This window comes from Streptomyces cupreus, assembly GCF_014257025.1.
Lineage (GTDB): Bacteria > Actinomycetota > Actinomycetes > Streptomycetales > Streptomycetaceae > Streptomyces > Streptomyces cupreus.
Genome location: NZ_JACMSF010000066.1, coordinates 16,207 through 37,574 on the forward strand (window position 1 = coordinate 16,207; position 21,368 = coordinate 37,574).

The 21,368-nt window shown below is 69.2% G+C and carries 18 protein-coding genes, 1 tRNA gene and 1 riboswitch; of the genes, 7 read left to right on the forward strand and 12 right to left on the reverse strand.

Going from position 1 to position 21,368, the window contains the following annotated elements:
- Positions 1 to 40: 40 nt before the first annotated feature.
- Positions 41 to 1,429 (reverse strand): cystathionine beta-synthase, encoded by a 1,389-nt coding sequence (locus H4N64_RS37295; RefSeq protein WP_186287034.1) that lies wholly within the window; start codon positions 1,427 to 1,429, stop codon positions 41 to 43.
- Between the two features lie 157 nt (positions 1,430 to 1,586).
- Here H4N64_RS37295 and H4N64_RS37300 point away from each other — a divergent pair, with 157 nt between their 5' ends.
- The 4 genes from H4N64_RS37300 (at position 1,587) to H4N64_RS37315 (ending at position 6,210) form a co-directional block, all read left to right on the forward strand.
- Complete coding sequence (locus H4N64_RS37300) at positions 1,587 to 2,615, forward strand: SGNH/GDSL hydrolase family protein (protein WP_186287035.1); 1,029 nt, start codon at positions 1,587 to 1,589, stop codon at positions 2,613 to 2,615.
- A 142-nt stretch (positions 2,616 to 2,757) separates the two neighbouring features.
- Positions 2,758 to 3,888 (forward strand): acyltransferase family protein, encoded by a 1,131-nt coding sequence (locus H4N64_RS37305; RefSeq protein ID WP_186287036.1) that lies wholly within the window; start codon positions 2,758 to 2,760, stop codon positions 3,886 to 3,888.
- A gap of 43 nt (positions 3,889 to 3,931) precedes the next feature.
- On the forward strand, positions 3,932 to 5,152 hold the full coding sequence (locus H4N64_RS37310; RefSeq protein ID WP_186287037.1) for an acetyl-CoA C-acetyltransferase: 1,221 nt from the start codon (positions 3,932 to 3,934) through the stop codon (positions 5,150 to 5,152).
- Between the two features lie 275 nt (positions 5,153 to 5,427).
- Positions 5,428 to 6,210: a hypothetical protein gene (locus H4N64_RS37315; protein ID WP_186287055.1), complete on the forward strand. Its 783-nt coding sequence runs from the start codon at positions 5,428 to 5,430 to the stop codon at positions 6,208 to 6,210.
- Between the two features lie 3 nt (positions 6,211 to 6,213).
- Here H4N64_RS37315 and H4N64_RS37320 read toward each other — a convergent pair whose 3' ends face one another.
- The gene (locus H4N64_RS37320; protein ID WP_186287038.1) at positions 6,214 to 6,525 is read right to left on the reverse strand and encodes a hypothetical protein; all 312 of its coding nucleotides are present in this window, start codon (positions 6,523 to 6,525) and stop codon (positions 6,214 to 6,216) included.
- Between the two features lie 102 nt (positions 6,526 to 6,627).
- On the opposite strand from H4N64_RS37320, the gene H4N64_RS37325 reads away from it, so the two are divergent.
- Positions 6,628 to 6,858, forward strand: a complete 231-nt coding sequence (locus tag H4N64_RS37325) for a DUF4287 domain-containing protein (protein WP_095753563.1) — start codon at positions 6,628 to 6,630, stop codon at positions 6,856 to 6,858.
- 69 nt (positions 6,859 to 6,927) lie between these two features.
- Here the strand turns inward: H4N64_RS37325 and H4N64_RS37330 are convergent, their stop codons facing one another.
- The 3 genes from H4N64_RS37330 to H4N64_RS37340 form a co-directional block, all read right to left on the reverse strand.
- Positions 6,928 to 7,839, reverse strand: a complete 912-nt coding sequence (locus tag H4N64_RS37330; RefSeq protein ID WP_186287039.1) for a Bax inhibitor-1/YccA family protein — start codon at positions 7,837 to 7,839, stop codon at positions 6,928 to 6,930.
- 190 nt (positions 7,840 to 8,029) lie between these two features.
- On the reverse strand, positions 8,030 to 9,205 hold the full coding sequence (locus tag H4N64_RS37335; protein WP_186287040.1) for a 4-hydroxybenzoate 3-monooxygenase: 1,176 nt from the start codon (positions 9,203 to 9,205) through the stop codon (positions 8,030 to 8,032).
- 164 nt (positions 9,206 to 9,369) lie between these two features.
- Positions 9,370 to 9,452: transfer RNA gene (locus tag H4N64_RS37340), tRNA-Leu, on the reverse strand.
- Positions 9,453 to 9,845: 393 nt separating this feature from the next.
- Between H4N64_RS37340 and H4N64_RS37345 the strand changes: the two genes are divergently transcribed.
- Together H4N64_RS37345 and H4N64_RS37350 are read left to right on the forward strand one after the other, a co-directional pair.
- A complete protein-coding gene (locus H4N64_RS37345; RefSeq protein ID WP_418896326.1) occupies positions 9,846 to 10,697 on the forward strand; it encodes an ABC transporter ATP-binding protein in 852 nt (283 codons plus the stop codon).
- Positions 10,697 to 13,216, forward strand: a complete 2,520-nt coding sequence (locus tag H4N64_RS37350) for an ABC transporter permease (protein WP_186287041.1) — start codon at positions 10,697 to 10,699, stop codon at positions 13,214 to 13,216. The genes H4N64_RS37345 and H4N64_RS37350 overlap by 1 nt, the downstream gene beginning before the upstream one ends.
- Positions 13,217 to 13,320: 104 nt before the next feature.
- Here the strand turns inward: H4N64_RS37350 and H4N64_RS37355 are convergent, their stop codons facing one another.
- The 7 genes from H4N64_RS37355 to H4N64_RS37385 all read right to left on the reverse strand — a co-directional run bounded on the left by H4N64_RS37355 (position 13,321) and on the right by H4N64_RS37385 (position 20,998).
- Entirely contained in the window at positions 13,321 to 14,613 is a 1,293-nt protein-coding gene (locus H4N64_RS37355; RefSeq protein ID WP_186287042.1) for an SAM-dependent methyltransferase, read from the reverse strand.
- Positions 14,614 to 14,790: 177 nt separating this feature from the next.
- A complete protein-coding gene (locus H4N64_RS37360; RefSeq protein ID WP_186287043.1) occupies positions 14,791 to 16,179 on the reverse strand; it encodes an NAD(P)/FAD-dependent oxidoreductase in 1,389 nt (462 codons plus the stop codon).
- A 443-nt stretch (positions 16,180 to 16,622) separates the two neighbouring features.
- Positions 16,623 to 17,564, reverse strand: a complete 942-nt coding sequence (locus H4N64_RS37365) for a Ppx/GppA phosphatase family protein (protein ID WP_186287044.1) — start codon at positions 17,562 to 17,564, stop codon at positions 16,623 to 16,625.
- A gap of 62 nt (positions 17,565 to 17,626) precedes the next feature.
- The gene (locus H4N64_RS37370) at positions 17,627 to 18,145 is read right to left on the reverse strand and encodes a DUF501 domain-containing protein (protein ID WP_186287045.1); all 519 of its coding nucleotides are present in this window, start codon (positions 18,143 to 18,145) and stop codon (positions 17,627 to 17,629) included.
- Between the two features lie 19 nt (positions 18,146 to 18,164).
- Positions 18,165 to 18,641: an FtsB family cell division protein gene (locus H4N64_RS37375; RefSeq protein ID WP_186287046.1), complete on the reverse strand. Its 477-nt coding sequence runs from the start codon at positions 18,639 to 18,641 to the stop codon at positions 18,165 to 18,167.
- 95 nt (positions 18,642 to 18,736) lie between these two features.
- Positions 18,737 to 20,023, reverse strand: coding sequence for a phosphopyruvate hydratase (gene eno / locus H4N64_RS37380; protein WP_186287057.1), 1,287 nt, complete (start codon positions 20,021 to 20,023; stop codon positions 18,737 to 18,739).
- Between the two features lie 294 nt (positions 20,024 to 20,317).
- Positions 20,318 to 20,998: a LysM peptidoglycan-binding domain-containing protein gene (locus tag H4N64_RS37385; RefSeq protein WP_186287047.1), complete on the reverse strand. Its 681-nt coding sequence runs from the start codon at positions 20,996 to 20,998 to the stop codon at positions 20,318 to 20,320.
- A 4-nt stretch (positions 20,999 to 21,002) separates the two neighbouring features.
- Positions 21,003 to 21,195: riboswitch (cyclic di-AMP (ydaO/yuaA leader) on the reverse strand.
- Positions 21,196 to 21,368 lie beyond the last annotated feature (173 nt).

Sequence of the window (21,368 nt, forward strand, 5' to 3'; positions counted from 1 at the left end):
AGTTCGCCGCCGACACGGGCCGTTCACCGTACGTTCGCCGCTACTTCCCGCCCTTGGCGAGGAAGGCCAGCAGGTCCTGACGGCTGATCACACCGGTGGGCTTGCCCTCGACCAGGACGATCGCCGCGTCCGCCGAACCGAGCACGGACATCAGGTCGCCGACGGGCTCGCCGGAGCCGACCTGCGGCAGCGGGGCCGACATGTGCTTCTCCAGCGGGTCCTCCAGGGAGGCCGTCTTGGTGAACAGGGCGTCGAGCAGCTCCCGTTCGACGACGGAACCGACGACCTCGGCGGCCATCACGTCCGGGTGACCCGCGCCCGGCTTGACGATCGGCATCTGCGAGACGCCGTACTCGCGCAGCACCTCGATGGCCTGGCCGACGGTTTCGTCGGGGTGCATGTGGACGAGGGACGGCATGGCGCCGTGCTCCTTGTCGCTCAGGACGTCGGCGACGCGGGCGCTCGGGCCCTCGTCCTCCAGGAAGCCGTAGTCGGCCATCCACTCGTCGTTGAAGATCTTGCTGAGGTAGCCGCGGCCGCTGTCCGGCAGCAGTACGACGACCACGTCGTCCTCCTCAAGACGCTCGGCGACGCGCAGCGCGGCGACCACGGCCATACCGCAGGAGCCGCCGACCAGCAGGCCCTCCTCCTTGGCGAGGCGGCGGGTCATCTGGAAGGAGTCCTTGTCGGAGACCGCCACGATCTCGTCGGCGACCGTGCGGTCGTAGGCGGTCGGCCAGAAGTCCTCACCGACGCCCTCGACGAGGTACGGCCGCCCGGAGCCGCCGGAGTAGACCGAGCCCTCGGGGTCGGCGCCGATGACCTTGACCTTGCCGTCGCTGACGTCCTTCAGATAGCGGCCGGTGCCGGAGATGGTGCCGCCGGTGCCGACGCCCGCGACGAAGTGGGTGATCCGCCCCTCCGTCTGCTCCCACAGCTCGGGGCCGGTGGAGTGGTAGTGGGAGAGGGGGTTGTTGGGGTTGGAGTACTGGTCGGGCTTCCACGCGCCCGGCGTCTCACGGACCAGACGGTCGGAGACGTTGTAGTAGGAGTCGGGGTGCTCGGGGTCGACGGCGGTCGGGCAGACGACGACCTCCGCCCCGTAGGCCCGCAGCACATTGATCTTGTCGGTGCTCACCTTGTCGGGGCACACGAAGATGCACTTGTAGCCCTTCTGCTGGGCCACGATGGCAAGCCCGACCCCGGTGTTCCCACTGGTCGGCTCGACGATGGTGCCGCCGGGCTTGAGCGCGCCGCTCTCCTCCGCGGCCTCGATCATGCGCAGAGCGATCCGGTCCTTCACCGAACCGCCCGGGTTGAAGTACTCCACCTTGGCCAGGACAGTCGCCTTGATGCCCTTGGTCACGCTGTTGAGCCTCACCAGCGGGGTGTTGCCGACGAGGCTGATCATCGAGTCGTGGAATTGCACCGTTGTCTCCGGATGCTGCAAAAGATGTCGTCAGTGGTGCCGCCAGCCTATGGCTTCCCCGCCCCCCATGACGGTCGTTCACTCCCTGTTGGGATTGGGCCACGGTGCGTGCGGGGCAAGGAGTGGATGTACGGGTTCGAGGAGGTGACGGCGAGGCATGACGAGCATGTCGAGGGCGAGGGTGGCCCGGCGGATCGCGGCCGGCGCCGCATACGGCGGCGGTGGGATCGGTCTGGCCGGCGCGGCCGTCGTGGGTCTGGTGCTGGCGGAGGTCCAGCTGGCCAAGCGTGCCGTGAGCAACGGCACGGCCCCGCACGCGCCGAGCGCGGAGGGCCTGTACGGCAACGGCTATACCGCCGCCGGTGTACCTCCGCTGCGGCTGTTGCTGCTGGGTGACTCCACGGCCGCGGGCCAGGGCGTACGGCGGGCCGGGCAGACGCCGGGCGCGCTGCTGGCGTCGGGACTGGCGGCGGTGGCGGAGCGCCCGGTGGAGCTGCGCAATGTCGCCCTCCCCGGTGCCCGCTCCGACGACCTGGAACGCCAGGTTGCGCTCGCCCTGGCGGATTCCGACGGGGTGCCCGACGTCTGCGTGATCATGATCGGCGCCAACGACGTCACAAACCGCATGCCACCGACCCGCTCGGTGCGTTATCTGGCGACGGCGGTACGGCGGCTGCGCACAGCCGGCGCCGAGGTGATCGTCGGCACCTGCCCCGACCTCGGCACCATCGAGCCGGTCCAGCAGCCCCTGCGCTGGCTGGCCAGGCGTGCTTCCCGTCAGCTCGCGGCCGCCCAGACGATCGGCGTCGTCGAGCAGGGTGGCCGTACGGTGTCGCTGGGCGATCTGCTGGGCCCGGAGTTCGCGGCGAACCCGCGCGAGCTGTTCGGCCCGGACAGCTACCACCCCTCTGCGGAGGGCTACGCCACGGCGGCGATGGCGGTCCTGCCCACCGTCTGCGCGGCTCTCGGCCTGTGGCCCGCGGAAGAAGAGCGTCCCGACGTCTCCCGTCGCGAGGGCTTCCTGCCGGTCGCCCGGGCCGCGGCGGAGGCGGCTTCCGAGGCGGGCACGGAGGTCACGGCGGCGATGCCGACCGGGCCCCGGGGCCCGTGGGCGCTGCTCAAGCGCAGGCGCCGGCGGCGGGTCGGGGAGACGGAACCGTCTCCCACCAGCGCGTCCGGCGTGTGAAGCGGAACGCGACCTTCCTCACCAGCCGCGTTCCGTACACGCACAGTTCACCGTCCGAGCGGGGCGGCGTAACCGGATCACCCCCGGCTTTGGCGAGGGTGTGCTTCCGCTGTCACGCTGCTGTCAGGAGCACGCCCCCGCGATGGAAAAACCGCTTCCGAGACCCACCGGCCCGAGCCGCACCCGTGACCCCTGGTGGGACAACGCCCGGTTCGTGTCCGCCGCGCTGATCGTGGTCCTGCACACCGTGGGCAGCCTGATGAGCCGCTACGACGCACTGGGGGCGTACCACATCGGGACCTGGGCCTTCCGGGTGCCGCTCTTCGTCATCCTGGCCGGGGTCTTCAGCAGCGGCGGGCCGCTCGGTCCGCGCCATCTGCGCACCCTGCTGCACAGCATCGCCCTGCCGGCGCTGATCTTCAGCCTGCTGTACTCGCTGGAGGTGTACGCGCTCGGCGGCCGTTTCACGCTGCACATCACCCAGCTGCCGTGGACGCTGTGGTTCTTGATGTCGCTGTTCTTCTGGCGGCTGCTGCTGCCCCTGGTGGTCCAGCTGCGTCATCCGCTGCTGGTCACCACGGTCGTCTCGCTCGCGGTCGGCTACGTGGACGAGTTCGGCATGCAGTTCTCGGCCAGCCGGACGCTGGTGTACATGCCGCTGTTCTACCTCGGCTGGCGACTGGGCCAGGGGTGGCTCCAGGACTGGTTCCGCAGCCGGTCGAGCCTGCCGGTCGCCGTGGCGGGGGTGCTCGCCTCGTTCACCGTGGGCTGGCTGTGGCACGCGAAGGTCGACGGCACCTGGCTCTCGATGCGGCACGCGTACCGGGCCGACACCCGGCTGGGCATGGAGGGCGCCTGGGTGATCCGGCTGCTGGTCCTGGCCTCGGCCGCGGCGCTGGTGCTGTGTCTGCTCCGGCTGATACCGAGGCGGCGGCTGCCGTTCGTCTCCGCGCTCGGCTCGGGCGGCTTCACCATCTACCTGCTGCATCCGCTGGTCATCCTGCCGTTCCGGGAGCGGGGCCACATCGCCCGGGCCGACACCCATGTGGAGCTGCTCGCGCTGATGGTGTGCGGGGTGCTGCTCGCGGCGGTGCTCGGTTCGCCCTGGGTACGCCGCCTGGTCCAGCCACTGACCAAGCCGCCGGTGGACTGGCTGTTCGCCCCGCCCGCCGCACCGGGCGCGGCCGACGCCCCTAGCCCCCTAAGCAAGCGCTTGGAAAAGAGTTCCGCATCACACCCGGATGGCGGTGACCGAAGCCTTACGTACAGGTAACTTGCCCCGTACACCCCCTCTTCCGTCGTCGTCTGGAGCCGTGATGCCCGAAGCCGTGATCGTCTCGACCGCCCGCTCCCCCATCGGCCGCGCTTTCAAGGGCTCCCTGAAGGACCTGCGCCCGGACGACCTCACCGCCACGATCATCCAGGCCGCCCTCGCCAAGGTCCCGGAGCTGGACCCCAAGGACATCGACGACCTGATGCTGGGCTGCGGTCTGCCCGGCGGCGAGCAGGGCAACAACCTCGGCCGGATCGTGGCCGTGCAGATGGGGATGGACCACCTGCCCGGCTGCACCGTCACCCGGTACTGCTCCTCCTCGCTGCAGACCTCCCGCATGGCCCTGCACGCCATCAAGGCCGGCGAGGGCGACGTCTTCATCTCGGCCGGTGTCGAGATGGTCTCCCGCTTCACCAAGGGCAACTCCGACTCGCTGCCCGACACGCACAACCCGTTCTTCGCCGAGGCCGAGGCCCGCACCGAGGCCGTCGCCCAGCAGGAGGGCACCACCTGGCACGACCCGCGCGAGGACGGCCTCGTCCCGGACGCCTACATCGCGATGGGCCAGACCGCCGAGAACCTCGCCCGCTGGAAGGGCGTCACCCGCCAGGACATGGACGAGTTCGGCGTCCGCTCGCAGAACCTCGCCGAGGAAGCCATCAAGAACGGCTTCTGGGAGCGCGAGATCACCCCGGTGACCCTCCCCGACGGCACCGTCGTCTCCAAGGACGACGGCCCGCGCGCCGGCGTCACCCTGGAGGGCGTCCAGGGCCTGAAGCCCGTCTTCCGCCCCGACGGCATGGTCACCGCCGGCAACTGCTGCCCGCTGAACGACGGCGCCGCCGCGGTCGTCATCATGAGCGACACCAAGGCCCGCGAGCTCGGTCTCACCCCGCTCGCCCGCATCGTGTCGACCGGTGTCTCGGGCCTGTCCCCCGAGATCATGGGCCTCGGCCCGGTCGAGGCCTCGCAGCAGGCGCTGCGCCGCGCGGGCCTGACCATCGACGACATCGACCTGGTCGAGATCAACGAGGCGTTCGCCGCGCAGGTGATCCCCTCCTACCGCGACCTGGGCATCCCGCTGGAGAAGCTGAACGTCAACGGCGGTGCCATCGCCGTCGGCCACCCCTTCGGCATGACCGGCGCCCGGATCACCGGCACGCTGATCAACTCCCTCCAGTTCCACGACAAGCAGTTCGGTCTGGAGACGATGTGCGTCGGCGGCGGCCAGGGCATGGCGATGGTCATCGAGCGTCTGAGCTGACCGTGGTCGGTGCGCGACCCTGAGTGACCCATAGGCCCGGAACCCGGTAACCGACCAGGTTCTGGGCCTATTTGTGATCCAATCTCCCCCAGGATGTGACCTATCTCCCTCCGTTGAGGGATTTCCGCAGGTCAGAGGCGTTTCACCCACACCCGCCAGGCCCAAAGCCCTGTCCGGTTCGTGACGTTACGCACTGACAGCTGGTTAGTCCACCCCTCAAGCTGATGTAGGAAGTCGGGGGTCGACTTTGAACCGGGAGTACGTCAGTGAGCGCCATGCCGATCGCCCTGCTGCTCACCACGGCAGCCACCGGCGCCGTGGGCGTCGCCGTCCTGCGCACCCTCATGGTGCTGCGCCGACAGGTCGCGGCCCTGCACACCGAGCTCGCCGCGAACAACGCGGCCGCGGCCCGGGGTCTGGTGCCCGCCGCCCGCCCGGCCGCGGACACCGACGAGATACGCGCAGCCGTGGCCGAGGCCCTGGCGGAGGAGCGTGAGCGGGAGCTCGCCGAGGCGCGCGCGTTCTGGGCGGCCCAGGAGGCCCGTGACGCCTCCGACGGCCCGACGCTGCTGGGCCTGGGCGACAGCGAGCCGTTCCTCCCCCGGCAGGCCGATTTCGTGAGCCTTGAGCCCCTGGAGCCGGTCGCAGAGCCGGCCGCGGACGCCGAAGAGTTCGCCGGGGAGTCCGCGGAGCTGGCCGCCGCCCGCCGTCGGCACCCCTCGCACCCGGACTTCGTGCCGGTGCAGTCACCGGTCGTCAACGACCATGAGCGTACGGTCGCCACGCTTGAGGAGCTGGCCGCCTCCGCCACCGAACTGACCGACGTCCGCCCGGGCCCGCTCGGCACCCTCGACGTCTACGTCTTCGCCGACGGCACCACCCTGTGCATGACCCCGGGCCACCGCGAAACGGCGGAACGCCTGGCCGAGGCCCTGCGCGCGGGCGAGACCCCGGTCCTGCTGGGTGGCTCGGGCATCTCGGGAGCGTACACGTTGACGTTCGCGTGCGGCGAGGAGAACGTGTACATCCTGGCCGACCGCGTCATAGCGAGCCTGTAGCAGTCACACTCCGGCGCGCTTCTGCGCTTCGGCCACCAACTCCACAGCCTCGTCCACTTGGGCCTCGTCCGTCAGTACGAGGCCCAAGTCGTGCACGGCGACGGTGATTTGATCAGCCGCGGCGAACATCCCCGCGTCCGGCATCTCCCGAGGCTCTCCCGAGGGATCTTCGAGCAGCTGTGCCCGGCGGGACAGCTCCCTGGCCAGCCCAAGCGCCTCGGTCGCCGCTCCTCGTTGCAACCGACTCTGCGGAGCGGCTCGCAACCGGTCGGCGAAGTGATCCACAGCCCGGGTCAGACGCGTCGTATCCACCACGCCGCAACCGTACGCGCAGCACCGGGAGTGTTGCCAACACGCGAACGCTCAGGCACCGTGACTTGAAGGACCGGCTTACATCCCCTGCGTCCGGAGGCGCCGATGTCCCACGTCCTCTCCGAGGAGACCCACCGCAACATGCTCGCCCGCATCCCCCATTGCACCGGTCGTGAAGTCTCCGACTGGCTCCGCACCGTCGAAGAAGGCCCGGCTCTCTTCCGCTTCGAGGAAAAGGTCAGCTGGCTTCGCCACGAATACGACCTCGCGTACGGCCACGCGAAGGCGATCGTCCACGAGTACGACCTGAGGAGGGCCGCGCGCAAGTTCCTCTAGACGCGCACTGTTTCGCAGACGACGAAGGGCCCCGGGTCTGAGACCCGGGGCCCTTCCGAAGCGGTGCGACTAGTCGTTGCTGTTGAGGATCGCGATGATCCTCAGGAACTCCATGTAGATCCACACCAGCGTCAGCGTGAGACCGAAGGCGGCGAGCCAGGCCTCCTCGCGCGGGGCACCGTAGGCGATGCCGTCCTCGACCTGCTTGAAGTCCAGGGCGAGGAAGCAGGCGCCGAGCAGGATGCCGATGACGCCCATGAGGATGCCGAGCGGGCCGCTGCGGAAGCCGAGGCCGTCACCGCCGCCGAAGACGGCGAACAGCAGGTTGACCGCCATCAGCATGATGAAGCCGAGCGCGGCCGCCATCACGAAGCCGACGAAGCGGCGGTTGACGCGGATCCAGCCCGCCTTGTAGGCGATCAGCACGCTGACGAAGACACCCATCGTGCCGAGCACGGCCTGCATGGCCGCGCCGTCCGCGATGCGGTTGTCGACGACGCTGGAGACCACGCCGAGGAACACACCCTCGAACGCGGCGTACGACAGGATCAGCGCGGGCGAGGCCTTGCGCTTGAAGGACTGCACCAGCGCCAGGACCATGCCGATCAGGCCGGCGCCGATGGCGATGCCGTAGGACCGGCTGATGTTGGCGTCGTCGACCGGCAGCAGCGCCCAGGCGAGCGCGGCGGTGACGATGAGCACGCCGAGGGTCGTGCCGGTGCGCATGACGACGTCGTCCATCGTCATCCGGCCGGTGGTGACCGGGGCCTGCGGCGGCGCGCCGTACTGCAGGTCCTGCTGGGCGTAAGGGTTCTGCGCGTACGGGTTCTGGGCGTAGGGGTTGGCCCCCTGCGGCTGGGCATACGGGTTGCCCTGCGTGCCCACAGCGGCGCCCCCGGCCTGCGGCTGGGCGTTGAAGCCCGCGTGGCCGTTGTCGCGGCTGAACCCCCGTCGCGAGAAGACCGGGTTGCTGCTCCTCATTTCACTCCTCCATGGCCACCCTGCGCAGCCTTGGGCTCAAGAGTAATGGAAAGGCAAAAGAAAGACTCTAGTGCTTGGGGAGGATCTTTCCCTTGCTGTGCTGCGCAACACGCTACGCGGGTCCGTGATTCCCGGCACCGGAGGGCCCCATTCATGACCAACCCGCTACATGGCCGGAACTCATCGGTGATCAGTCGACCGGGAAGCCCGTGTACGCCTCGGCGAGTTCGGTCTCGGCGGCCCGCGAGGACGCGATCCGCGCGAGCCGGGCGAGCTGGAGCCGGTCCTCGAACGGGGTGGCGTCGGGGGCGCGGTGGAGCAGCGTCGTCATGTCGTAGGAGAACCGCTCGGCCTGCCACACCCGCCGAAGACAGGTCGCCGAGTAGGCGTCGAGCAGCTCCGAGGAGCCGGTCTCCCGCTGGTCGGTCAGCGCCCGCGCGAAGGTCACGACGTCCCCCACGGCCAGGTTCAGCCCCTTGGCCCCGGTCGGCGGCACGATGTGCGCCGCGTCACCGGCGAGGAAGAGACGGCCGTGGCGCATGGGCTCGTGGACGTAGGAGCGCATGGGGGTGACCGACTTCTGGGTGATCGGGCCGCGTTCGAGCCGCCAGTCGTCGTCCGTCTCGAAGCGGCGCTCCAGCTCGGCCCAGATCTCGTCGTCGGACCACTCTTCCGCGTCAGTTCCTTCCGGCACCTGGAGGTAGAGGCGGGAGACGGACGGGGAGCGCATGGAGAGGAGGGCGAAGCCCCGGTCGTGGCGGGCGTAGACCAGCTCGTCGTGGGAGGGCGGGACATCGGCGAGGATGCCGAGCCAGCCGAAGGGGTACGTCCGTTCGAAGGTCCGTGAGACGGAGGCGGGGATCGCCTTCCTCGCGACCCCCCAGAAGCCGTCGCAGCCGACCACGTAGTCGCACTCCAGGACGTCCTCACGCCCCTCGTGCCGGAAGCGGACGCGCGGGCGGTCGGTGTCGGCGTCCTCCACCGCCAGGGCCTCGGCCTCGAAGAGGAGCGGGGCGCCGTCCTTCAGCTGGAGGGCTATGAGGTCCTTGCAGACCTCGGTCTGGGCGTAGACCATCACCGACCGGCCGCCGGTGAGGGCGGGGAAGTCGACGCGGTGGCGGGTGCGGTCGTAGCGGAGCTCTATGCCGTCGTGGCGCAGGCCCTCGCGGTCCATGCGCTCGCCGGCCCCGGCCGCGCGCAGGACGTCGATGGTGCCCTGTTCCAGGATTCCGGCCCGCTGGCGCTGCTCCACATAGGGGCGGTCGCGGCTCTCCAGGACGACCGAGTCGATGCCGGCGTCGCTGAGGAGCCGGGCGAGGAGGAGGCCCGCGGGGCCGGCTCCGATGATGCCGACGGTGGTGCGCATCGGTCGTCCCCTTCTGTTGTTCGTCTGGTGAAGTTTGTTTCACTGGCTTCTTGACGTGAGTCTCCGACCGCAACCGGCCGCTGTCAACGGTCCGAGCGGTGAAGTTCTCGATGAAGGGTGCACGGAAAGGGGCCGCGAACCGGCGGCCGTGCGAGGGTCGGAGGTGCCCGGAACCGGACTTGAACCGGTACGCCCGCGAGGGGCAGCGAGGTTTAAGCTCGCCGTGTCTGCATTCCACCATCCGGGCAGGCCATGGGCTCCGCGTCGAGGTTCCGAGCCTATCGGGATACATCCCCCGAACAGCGGCGGGACGGCCCGATGTTGTCTTATTTTATTGACGTCTGAGGGTGCATCAGCCCACGGTACGGGCCATCCGCACTTGCCAATAGCCTTGCGCGCGCCGCCCGGCCCCGCATGTGGAATGACGGAATTTCACCGCCCGAACAAGGACGCTCCACCTGTTCTCGACACGATCGCTCTCAGGGGTCACCGTCATCCCCTGGTATGACACCGCCGCGTCCGGTCAGACCCGAGTCTGCCTTCGGAACCGGAACAGCGGCTGACTACACGGACACCGGCGGCCATGACGATGGAAGACGTCCCCCGAACACTTCCGTCTTCTGTCGAGGAGCGCCTTCTCGTGACCACCGCATCCTCCCCCAGACTCCGTCCGGGGGTGCCCCCAGCCGGCCGGGCCACCGCCGTGGCCGCGCGCGCCACGGATCTGTCGAAGATCTACGGACAGGGCGAGACCCAGGTGGTCGCCCTGGACCGGGTCTCCGTCGAGTTCCGACAGGCCGAGTTCACCGCGATCATGGGCCCGTCCGGCTCCGGCAAGTCCACGCTGATGCACTGTGTGGCGGGCCTCGACACCTTCTCCTCCGGCTCCGTGCGCATCGGCGACACCGAGCTGGGCTCGCTGAAGGACAAGCAGCTCACCAAGTTGCGCCGGGACAAGATCGGCTTCATCTTCCAGGCGTTCAACCTGCTGCCGACGCTGACCGCACTGGAGAACATCACCCTTCCGATGGACATCGCGGGCCGCCGGGCGGACCAGCAGTGGCTGGACTCGGTCATCCAGATGGTGGGCCTGCGCGACCGCCTCGGTCACCGCCCCTCCCAGCTCTCCGGCGGCCAGCAGCAGCGCGTCGCCGTGGCCCGCGCGCTCGCCTCCAAGCCGGACATCATCTTCGGCGACGAGCCGACCGGGAACCTCGACTCCCGCTCCGGCGCCGAGGTGCTGGGCTTTCTGCGCAACTCCGTACGGGAGTTGGAGCAGACCGTGGTGATGGTGACCCATGACCCGGTGGCCGCGGCCTACGCGGACCGGGTGGTCTTCCTCGCCGACGGCCGGGTCGTGGACGAGATGTACCGTCCGACGGCCGACGCGGTCCTCGACTTCCTGCTGCGCTTTTCCGGGGGCGTTGACATCGGCGGCTCCGCCGCGCGGCCCCAGACCCCCGAGTTCGACGCGAAGGGCCGCACCAGCTGATGTTCCGCACCGCCCTGCGCAACGTCCTCGCGCACAAGGCCCGGCTCCTGATGACCGTGCTCGCCGTCATGCTCGGCGTCGCCTTCGTCTCGGGCACCCTCGTCTTCACCAACACCATCTCCAACGCCTTCCAGAACAGCTCGGCCAAGGGCTTCGACCAGGTCGACGTCGCCGTCACACCCGAGAGCCAGGAGGACAAGGGCAACACGGTCGGCAAGACCCCCGAGCTCACACAGGCCCTCCTCGACAAGAGCGCCGAGGTGCCCGGGGCCGCTTCCGCCATCGGCGTCGTCGACGGCTTCACCGCCATCGCCGACAAGGACGGCAAGCTCATCGGCGGCGGCTTCCAGTCGCAGGGCGGGAACTACTGGGGCGACAAGGACCCCCGGTACCCGCTGGCGGAGGGCAGCGCGCCGCGCGGCGCGAACCAGGTCGCCATCGACTCCGAGACCGCCGAGCGCGCCGGGTACGAAGTCGGCGACACCGTACGGCTGTCCATCGACGGTCCGGTCCTCAAGCCCACGGTCGTCGGCATCTTCACCACCGACGACGGCAATGTCGCAGCCGGCGGCAGCCTCGCCCTGTTCGACACGGCGACGGCACAGAAGCTGTTCGGCAAGACGGGCACGTACGACCAGATCGATGTGAAGGCGGCGGCCGGTACCAGTCAGGCCGCGCTGAAGAGCGCGCTGGACGACGCCCTGCCGAAGGACCTCATCGAGACGACCACCGGCGAGCAACTCGCCGACGACCAGGCGGAGATGATCTCCTCGCAGTTGAGCGGGCTGCGCCAGGGTCTGCTGGTGTTCGCGGGCATCGCGCTGTTCGTCGGCACGTTCATCATCGCCAACACCTTCACCATGCTGGTCGCCCAGCGCACCAAGGAGCTGGCGCTGCTGCGCGCGGTCGGCGCCTCGCGCCGGCAGGTGACGCGGTCGGTGCTGATCGAGGCGTTCGTGGTCGGTACGGTGGCCGCGGTGGCCGGTCTGGTCGCGGGCATCGGCATCGGGGCCGGACTGCGGGAGCTGATGGGCACGTTCGACGCGACGATCCCCGCCGGGCCGCTGGTGATCACCCCGGGCACGGTGCTCACCGCCCTCGCGGTCGGCATCCTCATCACCATGCCGGCGGCCTGGCTGCCGGGCCGCCGGGCGGCGAAGATCCCGCCGGTGGCGGCGATGAGCAGCCTGCACGCGCAGGCCACGGCCAAGTCGCTGGTGCTGCGCAACACGCTCGGCGCGCTGTTCTCCGGCGCGGGCGTCGCGGTCGTCCTGGCGGCGACGACGATGGACGGCTCGTCCGGGCAGGCCCCCATGGGTCTCGGCGCGGTCCTGCTGATCATCGGCGTCTTCATCCTGACGCCGCTGCTGTCCCGCCCGCTGATCGCGGCGGCCTCGCCGGTGCTGCGGATCTTCGGGGTCTCGGGCAAGCTCGCCCGGCAGAACTCGGTGCGCAATCCGCGCCGTACGGCCGCCACCGCCTCCGCGCTGATGATCGGGCTCACCCTGATCACCGGGATGACGGTGATGGCGGACAGCCTCCAGCAGGGCATCGACAAGATGGCGAGCTCGGCGCTGCGCGCGGACTACGTGGTCTCCATGGCGAACGGCAACGAGCTCTCGCCCGACGTCGACAGGAAGCTGCGCGCGCTGGACGACGTCACGGCCAGCAGCCCGCTGCGCAACGCGCCGTCCCGGATCGACGGCGAGACCGAGTACCTGACCGGCGTCAACGGCTCCGTGATCGGCGAGCTGACCGACCTGCCCCTGGACGGGGGCGCGTTCAGGGTCGGCGGCACACAGGTGGTCGTCGACGACGACACCGCCAAGTCGCACGGATGGCGGGCCGGTTCGAGCTTCACTGCGCACTACGAGGACGGCAAGGCGCAGCGGCTGACGGTCGCCGGGGTGTACGAGGGCAATGAGATGATCCAGGGGATCATGCTCGACAACGGCACCCTCACCCCGCACCTCACCGACCCGACCGACATGCGGGTCATGGTGAAGACGGCCGACGGCACCTCGGAGGCGACGAAGGACGCGCTGGAGAAGGCGCTGGGCTCCAACCCGGCGATCAAGGTCCAGGACAAGAAGGACCTCTCCAACGAGATCGCGCAGATGTTCACGCTGATCCTGAACATGGTCTACGGCCTGCTCGCCATGGCGGTGATCGTGGCGGTGCTCGGCGTCATCAACACCCTCGCGATGTCGGTGTTCGAGCGCTCGCAGGAGATCGGCATGCTCCGCGCGATCGGCCTGGACCGCAAGGGCATCAAGCGGATGGTCCGTCTGGAGTCCCTGGTGATCTCGCTGTTCGGCGGGGTGCTGGGCATCGGCCTGGGCGTGTTCTTCGGCTGGGCGGCCGGTGAACTGCTGGCGTCGAGGATGGCGACGTACGAACTGGTCCTGCCCTGGGCCCGGATGGGCGTCTTCCTGCTGCTGGCGGCGACCGTGGGCGTGCTGGCGGCGCTGTGGCCGGCCCGGCGGGCGGCGCGGCTGGCCCCTCTTACTGGGGGGTGACCCCCCAGACCCCCCTTGCTGACGGCGATCAAGTCGGAGTAGCGGCTTCGGATTTGCGGCGAGGAGAAGGGGCCCCGCTTCCACCAGGAAGCGGGGCCCCTTCGTCAGTTCCAGGTACGGGATCTCAACGGCATCCCGGACGCGCCCGAGTCAGGGGTGCGGACCGCCAGGACCTGGTTGACGCCGATGCGGTTGCGCTCGAAGGCGAGCGCCGAGGCCGCCATGTACAGACGCCACACGCGCGCCCGGCCGGGACTGGTGAGCCGTACCGCCCGCTCCCAGTCGGCCTCCAGACGGGCGACCCACCGACGCAGGGTCAGGGCGTAGTGCTCCCGGATCGACTCGACGTCCCGCACTTCGAACCCGGCGCGCTCCAGCCGGTCGACGGTGACGCCGACGGGCTGGAGCTCGCCGTCGGGGAAGACGTAGGCGTCGATGAACTCGTCGACGCTGTACGTGGATTCGTCGTACTGCGGGCGTCGGGCGATCTGGTGGTTGAGCAGCCGGCCGCCGGGCTTCAGCAGACTGAAGAGGTCGGAGGCGTACTCCAGATACCGCGCGGCGCCGACGTGTTCGGCCATCCCGATGGAGGAGATCGCGTCGTACGGCCCGTCCGCCACCTCGCGGTAGTCCTGGACACGGATCTCGATCCGGTCGGTCAGCCCCTCGTCGGCGGCGCGCTTACGGGCGTACGCCGCCTGCTCCTGGGACAGCGTGATGCCGACGACGCTCACGCCGTACTCCCGGGCGGCGTGGATCGCCATCGAACCCCAGCCGCAGCCGACGTCCAGGAGCCGCATACCGGGCCGAAGGCCGAGCTTGCGGCAGACCAGGTCGAGCTTGTCGTGCTGGGCGGCTTCCAGGGTGCTGTCCGGGGCTTCCCAGTAGGCGCAGGAGTACACCATCGAGGGGCCGAGGACGATCTCGTAGAAGTCGTTGCCGACGTCGTAGTGGTGGCTGATGGCGCGCCGGTCGCTGCGCTTGGTGTGGAGGTGGCCGCGGCGTCTGCGGACCTCCTCCTCGGGGGGAGCGGGCGGAGGGAGCGGCCCGGCCAGTCGGACGAAGCCTCTGATCGCCGCGCGCGCCTCCGGATCGCGCAGCGCCTCGGCGAGCGAGCGGGCGTCCTCGCCGCGCTCCCACACCAGACCGGAGAGCAGATCGAGGGCGGTGTACAGATCCCCCTCGATGTCCAGATCGCCCGCCACCCAGGCGCGGGCGAGACCGAGTTCGCCCGGCCGCCACAGCAGTCGGCGGACGGCACGGCGGTTACGGACGACCAGCACCGGTGCGCCCGGCGGTCCCGTCTGTGATCCGTCCCAGGCGCGGATGCCCATCGGGAGCGGTGCTCCCAACAACTGTTCGACGAGGCACTTGAGCCGCAGCGCGGCGTCTGCCATGGCGCACACCTCCATGACGGAGATCCCTGTATGTCCAGTACCCACGTAAACACCAATGGGGTGGCGGCGCAGTCCCCCATCTGCGTTAAGAGCTTGTGTACGCCTCCTGGAACGCCGAAAAGGGCCTCCCGCACCACGGATGGCGGGAGACCCTTCGGATGGATCAGTGACCGGAGGTCAGGAGGCCTTGGCCTTCTCCTCGGCCTTCGGCGCGGCGGCCACGGGAGCGGGGGCCGGCTTGGCGGCCTCGTAGAACTCCTCGCGCGGGGTCTCCAGCGCACCGAGCGCCACGACCTCGCGCTTCAGGAACATGCCGAGCGTCCAGTCGGCGAAGACGCGGATCTTGCGGTTCCACGTCGGCATCGCCAGGCCGTGGTAGCCGCGGTGCATGTACCACGCGAGCCGGCCCTTGAGCTTGATCTTCATCTTGCCCATGACGATCATCGCGACGCCCTTGTGGAGGCCGAGACCCGCCACAGCACCCTTGTTGGCGTGGCTGTAGTCCTTCTGCGGGAAGCCCCGCATACCGGAGACCACGTTGTCGCCGAGGACCCTGGCCTGCCGCAGCGCGTGCTGCGCGTTCGGCGGGCACCAGGCGTTCGGGTTGCCGGCCTTGCGGCCGACCAGGTCCGGAACCTGGGCGTTGTCGCCCGCGGCCCAGATGTAGTCGGTGCCCGTGACCTGGAGCGTCGGCTGGCAGTCGACGTGACCGCGGGGGCCGAGCGGCAGACCGAAGCGGGCGAGGACCGGGTTCGGCTTCACACCGGCGGTCCACACGATCGTGTTGGAGTCGACCTCAAGGCCGTTCTTCAGGACCACGTGCCCGTCGACGCAGGACTCCATGGAGGTGGAGAGGTAGACCTCGACCCCACGGGCCTCCAGGTGCTCCTTGCCGTACTGGCCGAGCTTGGGGCCGACCTCGGGAAGGATCTTGTCGGCGGCGTCGACGAGGACGAACCGCATGTCCTCGCGGGAGACGCTGGTGTAGTACTTGGCCGCGTCGCGCGCCATGTCCTCGACCTCGCCGATGGTCTCCGCGCCCGCGAAGCCACCGCCGATGAAGACGAAGGTGAGCGCCTTGCGGCGGATCTCCTCGTCGGTGGTGGAGTCGGCCTTGTCCAGCTGCTCCAGCACGTGGTTGCGCAGGCCGATGGCCTCCTCGATGCCCTTCATACCGATGCCCTGCTCGGCGAGGCCGGGGATCGGGAAGGTGCGCGAGACCGCGCCCATCGCGATGACCAGGTAGTCGAACGGCAGCTCGTACGCCTCGCCCACCAGCGGTGCGATCGTGGCGACCTTGCGGTCCTGGTCGATGGTGGTGACCCGGCCGGTGAGGACCTCCGCCTTGGGCAGCACGCGTCGCAGCGGGACGACGACGTGGCGCGGGGAGATGCTGCCGGCGGCGGTTTCGGGGAGGAAGGGCTGGTAGGTCATGTACGACCGGGGGTCGACGACCGTGACGGTCGCCTCGCCGTAGCGCATCTTCTTGAGAATGCGCCGAGCTGCGTACAGGCCTACGTACCCACCGCCTACTACGAGGATCCTGGGACGCTCCGTGGTGCTCATGCCATCGAGTATCCACCCGCCTCAGGGGGGTAGCTCGTGCGCCCCTTCACAAGCTCCGGCGGGGGGTGTGCTATCCTCCGCGACCCGCGTGATCCAGGTCATGGCGGAGAGGGGGAACCACCGTGTAGTGCGGACCGTTGTCAATGCCGCGTGAGCTGCCTCTCTGCTCACCCGAGGCCACCGTGAGCCCCCCGAAACAGTCCCCCGCGACGCGCTACCCCGGAACCCTCGCACACCCCTTCTGAACATGTTCAAGCGGGTGTTGGGCCCCCGGAAGGGCCAACCGGCCCCTTTCCGCGCCCTGACCGGGCCGAATTCCTTGTGAAGAACTTCACGAACTTTTCCGACGGGGTGCCACGGAGGGGCCCTCGAGGACCCCTCGAACGCGCTCAGACGCTACATGACCTGCTCAGCCGAGGCTACCGATCAGTAACAAAGGAGACCTACGCCACCGACCAGGCGATGCCGTCGAGGATGTCGTGCTCACTGACGACGACCTCCTCGGCGCCGATCCGCTCCATGATCGCCAGCAGTACGAGGGCACCCGCCGCGATGACGTCCACGCGCCCCGGGTGCATGGAGGGGATCGCCGCGCGCTCGGCGTGGGTGGAGTGCAGCAGCCACTCGGTGATCTCGCGGACGCGGTCGTGGGAGACACGGGAGTGATGGATCCGGGCGGAGTCGTACTCGGGCAGCTCCTGCGCGATGGCGGAAACCGTGGTGACGGACCCGGCGAGCCCCACCAGCGTGTGGGCCTGACGCAACGGCACGCTCTGCTCGGCGAGATCGAGGGCGGCCTCGATGTCGGCGCGCATGGCCGCGATCTGCTCCTCAGTGGGCGGATCGGAGACGACGCCGTCCCGCACGAGATGCCGCTCGGTCATCCGCACACACCCGACGTCGACGGAGCGCGCGGCCCGCACATGATCCTCGCCGACGACGAACTCGGTGGATCCACCGCCGATGTCCACGACGAGATAGGGCTTGGGAAGGTGATCGTGTTCGGCCAGCTCCTTGGTGGCACCGGTGAAGGAGAACTCGGCCTCCTGATCCCCGGTGATCACCTCGGGCTCAACGCCCAGAATCTCGATGACCCCCCGCACGAAGTCATCGCGATTCTCGGCGTCCCGAGAGGCGGAGGTGGCAACGAACCGCACCCGCTCGGCACCGTGTTCCTTGATGACGGCCGCGTACTCACGGCAGGCGGCGAAGGTCCGCTCCAACGCCTCAGGAGCAAGCCGCCCGGTCCGATCGACGCCCTGTCCGAGCCGCACGATGGTCATACGCCGGTCCAGATCGACGAGCTCACCGGTCGCGGGGTCACAGTCGGCAACGAGCAGCCGGATGGAGTTGGTACCGCAGTCGATGGCGGCGACGCGGGTCATGTCGGTTCCTTGCGATCGAGGGCGAGTGATTTTTGGGACGGGTAGGGGCGGCGGGGGCGAGATCACTCCGCCGGCACCACGCACGCACCCTTGCGCCACCACTCCGGCAGCATCGCAAGAGCCTCGTCCCCCAGCGGATTCACACCAGGCCCCGCAGCCAGCGAGTGCGCCACCAGCACATGCAGACACTTCACCCGGTCCGGCATACCACCCGCGCTCGGGAACCCCTTCAGCTCCTCGATCTCGTCCCGGCGCCGAAGGTAGTCCTCATGCGCCGCGCGGTACGAAGCCGCCAGCTCCGGATCACTCTCCAGCCGAGCCGTCATCTCCTTCATCACGCCATCGGCCTCCAGCGTGCCGATCGCGGACGAAGCCTTGGGGCACGTCAGGTAGTACAGCGTCGGAAAGGGCGTACCGTCCGGCAACCGAGGCGCCGTCTCCACGACGTCCGGCTGCCCGCAGGGACAACGGTGCGCGATAGCGCGCAACCCACGCGGCGGCCGGCCGAGCTGCTGCTTGAATGCCTCGACATCCGCATCGGTCGGCTCGGTACGCGGAGTAGAAGGCGGGGGCGTTTCCATAACAGTCTTTCGTCTCTATCTATCGGTCGGCGGCGTCGGACTTGTCGACCCCGTCCCAGACGTTCGCATACCAGGGCCGGTCGGCAGTCCCGAGGTCGGTCCGCGCCTGCTTCGCCGCGTCCGGATCGACCACGACGAAACCGGTCTCCCCCGGCATCACATAGTGCAGCCGCTCCCGGATCCGCTGCTCGGCGTACGCGTCGTCCTGCCAGCGTGCCTTGAGATCGCGCAGATCCTCCACCCGCTCCTCGGCCTGCTGCTTCTGCCGCTCCAGATCGGCGATCTCGGCGCGCTGGGCGACGTACTGCCTTATCGGATAGGCGAGCGCGACGACCAGGGAGCAGACGACGAGGGCGAGCAGGGCCGCACGGCCGGTGAGCCGGGAGCGGCGGGCCTGCCGTTTGGTCTGGGAGCGGTAGACACGGGCGGCCGTCTGCTCCCCGAGCAACCGGATCCTGGTCGCGGTGGAGAAACGGTCCCGGTCCTTGACGGCCATCTCACACTCCCGTTCACACACGCGCGTACGTCCCCGCACACGGTACGGGACCGAGTACGGGGACGTACGTACGACGCTGCCTACGCGGGCGCTGGTCAGCCCTTGAAGCGCGGGAAGGCGCTGCGGCCGGCGTACACCGCGGCGTCGTCGAGGATCTCCTCGATGCGCAGCAGCTGGTTGTACTTGGCGACGCGCTCGGAGCGGGCCGGGGCGCCGGTCTTGATCTGGCCGCAGTTGGTGGCGACGGCCAGGTCGGCGATGGTGACGTCCTCGGTCTCGCCGGAGCGGTGGGACATCATGCACTTGAAGCCGTTGCGCTGGGCGAGCTCCACGGCGTCCAGGGTCTCGGTGAGCGAACCGATCTGGTTCACCTTCACGAGCAGCGCGTTGGCGGCGCCGTCCTCGATGCCGCGGGCCAGGCGCTCTGGGTTGGTGACGAACAGGTCGTCGCCGACGAGCTGGACCTTGTCGCCGAGCTTGTCGGTGATGACCTTCCAGCCGGCCCAGTCGTCCTCGAACAGCGGGTCCTCGATGGAGACGAGCGGGTAGGCCGCCACGAGCTCCTCGTAGTACTCCGTCATCTCGGCGGCGGAGCGCTCCTTGCCCTCGAAGAGGTACTTGCCGTCCTTGTAGAACTCGGAGGCGGCGACGTCGAGCGCGAGGGCGATCTGCTCGCCGGGGGCGTAACCGGCTTCCTTGATGGCTTCGAGGATGAGGTCGAGGGCCTCACGGTTGGAGCCGAGGTTCGGGGCGAAGCCGCCCTCGTCGCCGAGGCCGGTGGACAGGCCCTTGGTCTTCAGCACCTTCTTGAGGGTGTGGTAGACCTCGGTGCCCCAGCGCAGCGCCTCGGAGAAGGACTCCGCGCCGATCGGGGCGATCATGAACTCCTGGATGTCCACGTTGGAGTCGGCGTGCGAGCCGCCGTTCAGGATGTTCATCATCGGCACCGGCAGCAGGTGCGCGTTCGGGCCGCCCAGGTAACGGAAGAGCGGGAGGTCGCTGGCCTCGGAGGCGGCGTGGGCGACGGCGAGCGAGACGCCGAGGATGGCGTTGGCGCCGAGGGAGCCCTTGTTGTCGGTGGCGTCCAGGTCGAACATGGCCTGGTCGATCAGGCGCTGCTCGGTGGCGTCGTAGCCGACCAGCTCCGGGCCGATCTGCTCGATGACGGCGAGGACGGCCTTCTCGACACCCTTGCCCTGGTAGCGGTTCGGGTCACCGTCGCGGAGCTCGATGGCCTCGAAGGCACCGGTGGAAGCGCCGGACGGAACGGCGGCACGACCCGTGCTGCCGTCGTCGAGGCCGACCTCGACCTCGACCGTGGGGTTGCCTCGGGAGTCCAGGATTTCCCGGGCTACGACGACGTCGATGGACGGCACGAGCATCTCCTTCATGGGATGTGACGCTGGAAGTGCGGGGCACGTGAGCCTTGCGACTAGAGCCTAACCGCCTGAGGGACATCGGCCACCGACCGACCGCCCCGTGGACAAGGACAGACGGTACCCATTGTTTCTCGACGGAACAAAGGATCGGTGAACTACCGGCAAAGAAAACCCCGCCCCGGTGCGTACGGGGGAACACGCACCGGGGCGGGGAGCCCGTGGGGACGGGGGGTGACCCTCACGAGGTCTCCAGTATGGAGGACGCCGGTATGAGGGCCCTGTGGCCTGACTGAGGGATCACTTGAGGTGCAGCTGCTGACCGGGGTAGATCAGGTCGGCGTCCTCGACGATGTCCTTGTTCAGCTTGAAGAGCTTCTCCCAGCCGCCCTTGACGTCGTGCTCCTCGGCGATGGTGCTGAGGGTGTCACCCTTGACGACCTTGTACTCGCCGTCGCCCTTCTCGACCTTCTTGCCGGTCGGGGTGGTGACGGTCTTCTGCGCCGGACGCTCGGTCGAACGCGAGGCGGACTGCTCCTCGGTCGAACGGGTGGAGGCCTCGGTGCTGCTCTCGGTGGAGGAGCCGGTGCTGGAGCCGCCGGTGTACGCGGCGCTCGACAGGCCGGTGCCGCAGACCGGCCAGGCGCCCTTGCCCTGGCCCGCGAGGACCTTCTCGGCGATCTCGATCTGCTGCGCCTTGGTGGCCTGGTCGGCGGTGGAGGCGTACTGCGTGCCGCCGTACGCGGCCCAGGTGGAGGCGGAGAACTGCAGACCGCCGTAGTAGCCGTTGCCGGTGTTGATGGACCAGTTGCCGCCGGACTCGCACTGGGCGACGGCGTCCCACTCGGAGGCGGTGGCGGCGGAGGCGTTGCCGGCCGCCATCAGCGGGGCGGCGACGACGGCGCCGGTGACACCGGCGATGGCTATGGCGCGGGTGGCCTTGGACGGACGACGGTGCTTGCCCTTGCCGGAAAACAGCATGGATCGATCCCCTCACCGACGCCTGCGAGGTGAGCTGTCGGGTTCGGGCCGGTTGAGTTGCCCGGCCGCGCACGTTCGCCTCTCGGCTCCCGTTACGCGGCTTCACCCCAAGCCGGTGCCGTCCGTTGAGCTGCCTCAACTGCCGGTCCCGGCGCTTACCTTGGGTCCCCCGCTCCTGCCTACGGCGCTTGACGCGACGACTGTTCCCGTACGGCCGCTGGCAGGATTCGGCGTTGCGGCAGCCGGGGCTCGTGTTGGCGAGCGGTCCTGACCGTAGACACGCGATCCGCGGAATTTCAAAGACGATCAGGGCTTCTGAGACTCATCCCACACTTTCGCCAAAACGGACATTCGGCGCGAAGCGTGACGT

Bases quoted from the DNA above. Each gene is read 5' to 3' on its own strand.
- H4N64_RS37300 (WP_186287035.1), top strand. From the start codon at position 1,587: ATGACGAGCATGTCGAGGGCGAGGGTGGCCCGGCGGATCGCGGCCGGC.
- H4N64_RS37305 (WP_186287036.1), top strand. From the start codon at position 2,758: ATGGAAAAACCGCTTCCGAGACCCACCGGCCCGAGCCGCACCCGTGAC.
- H4N64_RS37310 (WP_186287037.1), top strand. From the start codon at position 3,932: ATGCCCGAAGCCGTGATCGTCTCGACCGCCCGCTCCCCCATCGGCCGC.
- H4N64_RS37315 (WP_186287055.1), top strand. From the start codon at position 5,428: ATGCCGATCGCCCTGCTGCTCACCACGGCAGCCACCGGCGCCGTGGGC.
- H4N64_RS37325 (WP_095753563.1), top strand. From the start codon at position 6,628: ATGTCCCACGTCCTCTCCGAGGAGACCCACCGCAACATGCTCGCCCGC.
- H4N64_RS37330 (WP_186287039.1), bottom strand. From the start codon at position 7,839: ATGAGGAGCAGCAACCCGGTCTTCTCGCGACGGGGGTTCAGCCGCGAC.
- H4N64_RS37335 (WP_186287040.1), bottom strand. From the start codon at position 9,205: ATGCGCACCACCGTCGGCATCATCGGAGCCGGCCCCGCGGGCCTCCTC.
- H4N64_RS37350 (WP_186287041.1), top strand. From the start codon at position 10,697: ATGTTCCGCACCGCCCTGCGCAACGTCCTCGCGCACAAGGCCCGGCTC.
- H4N64_RS37355 (WP_186287042.1), bottom strand. From the start codon at position 14,613: ATGGCAGACGCCGCGCTGCGGCTCAAGTGCCTCGTCGAACAGTTGTTG.
- H4N64_RS37360 (WP_186287043.1), bottom strand. From the start codon at position 16,179: ATGAGCACCACGGAGCGTCCCAGGATCCTCGTAGTAGGCGGTGGGTAC.
- H4N64_RS37365 (WP_186287044.1), bottom strand. From the start codon at position 17,564: ATGACCCGCGTCGCCGCCATCGACTGCGGTACCAACTCCATCCGGCTG.
- H4N64_RS37370 (WP_186287045.1), bottom strand. From the start codon at position 18,145: ATGGAAACGCCCCCGCCTTCTACTCCGCGTACCGAGCCGACCGATGCG.
- H4N64_RS37375 (WP_186287046.1), bottom strand. From the start codon at position 18,641: ATGGCCGTCAAGGACCGGGACCGTTTCTCCACCGCGACCAGGATCCGG.
- eno (WP_186287057.1), bottom strand. From the start codon at position 20,023: ATGCTCGTGCCGTCCATCGACGTCGTCGTAGCCCGGGAAATCCTGGAC.
- H4N64_RS37385 (WP_186287047.1), bottom strand. From the start codon at position 20,998: ATGCTGTTTTCCGGCAAGGGCAAGCACCGTCGTCCGTCCAAGGCCACC.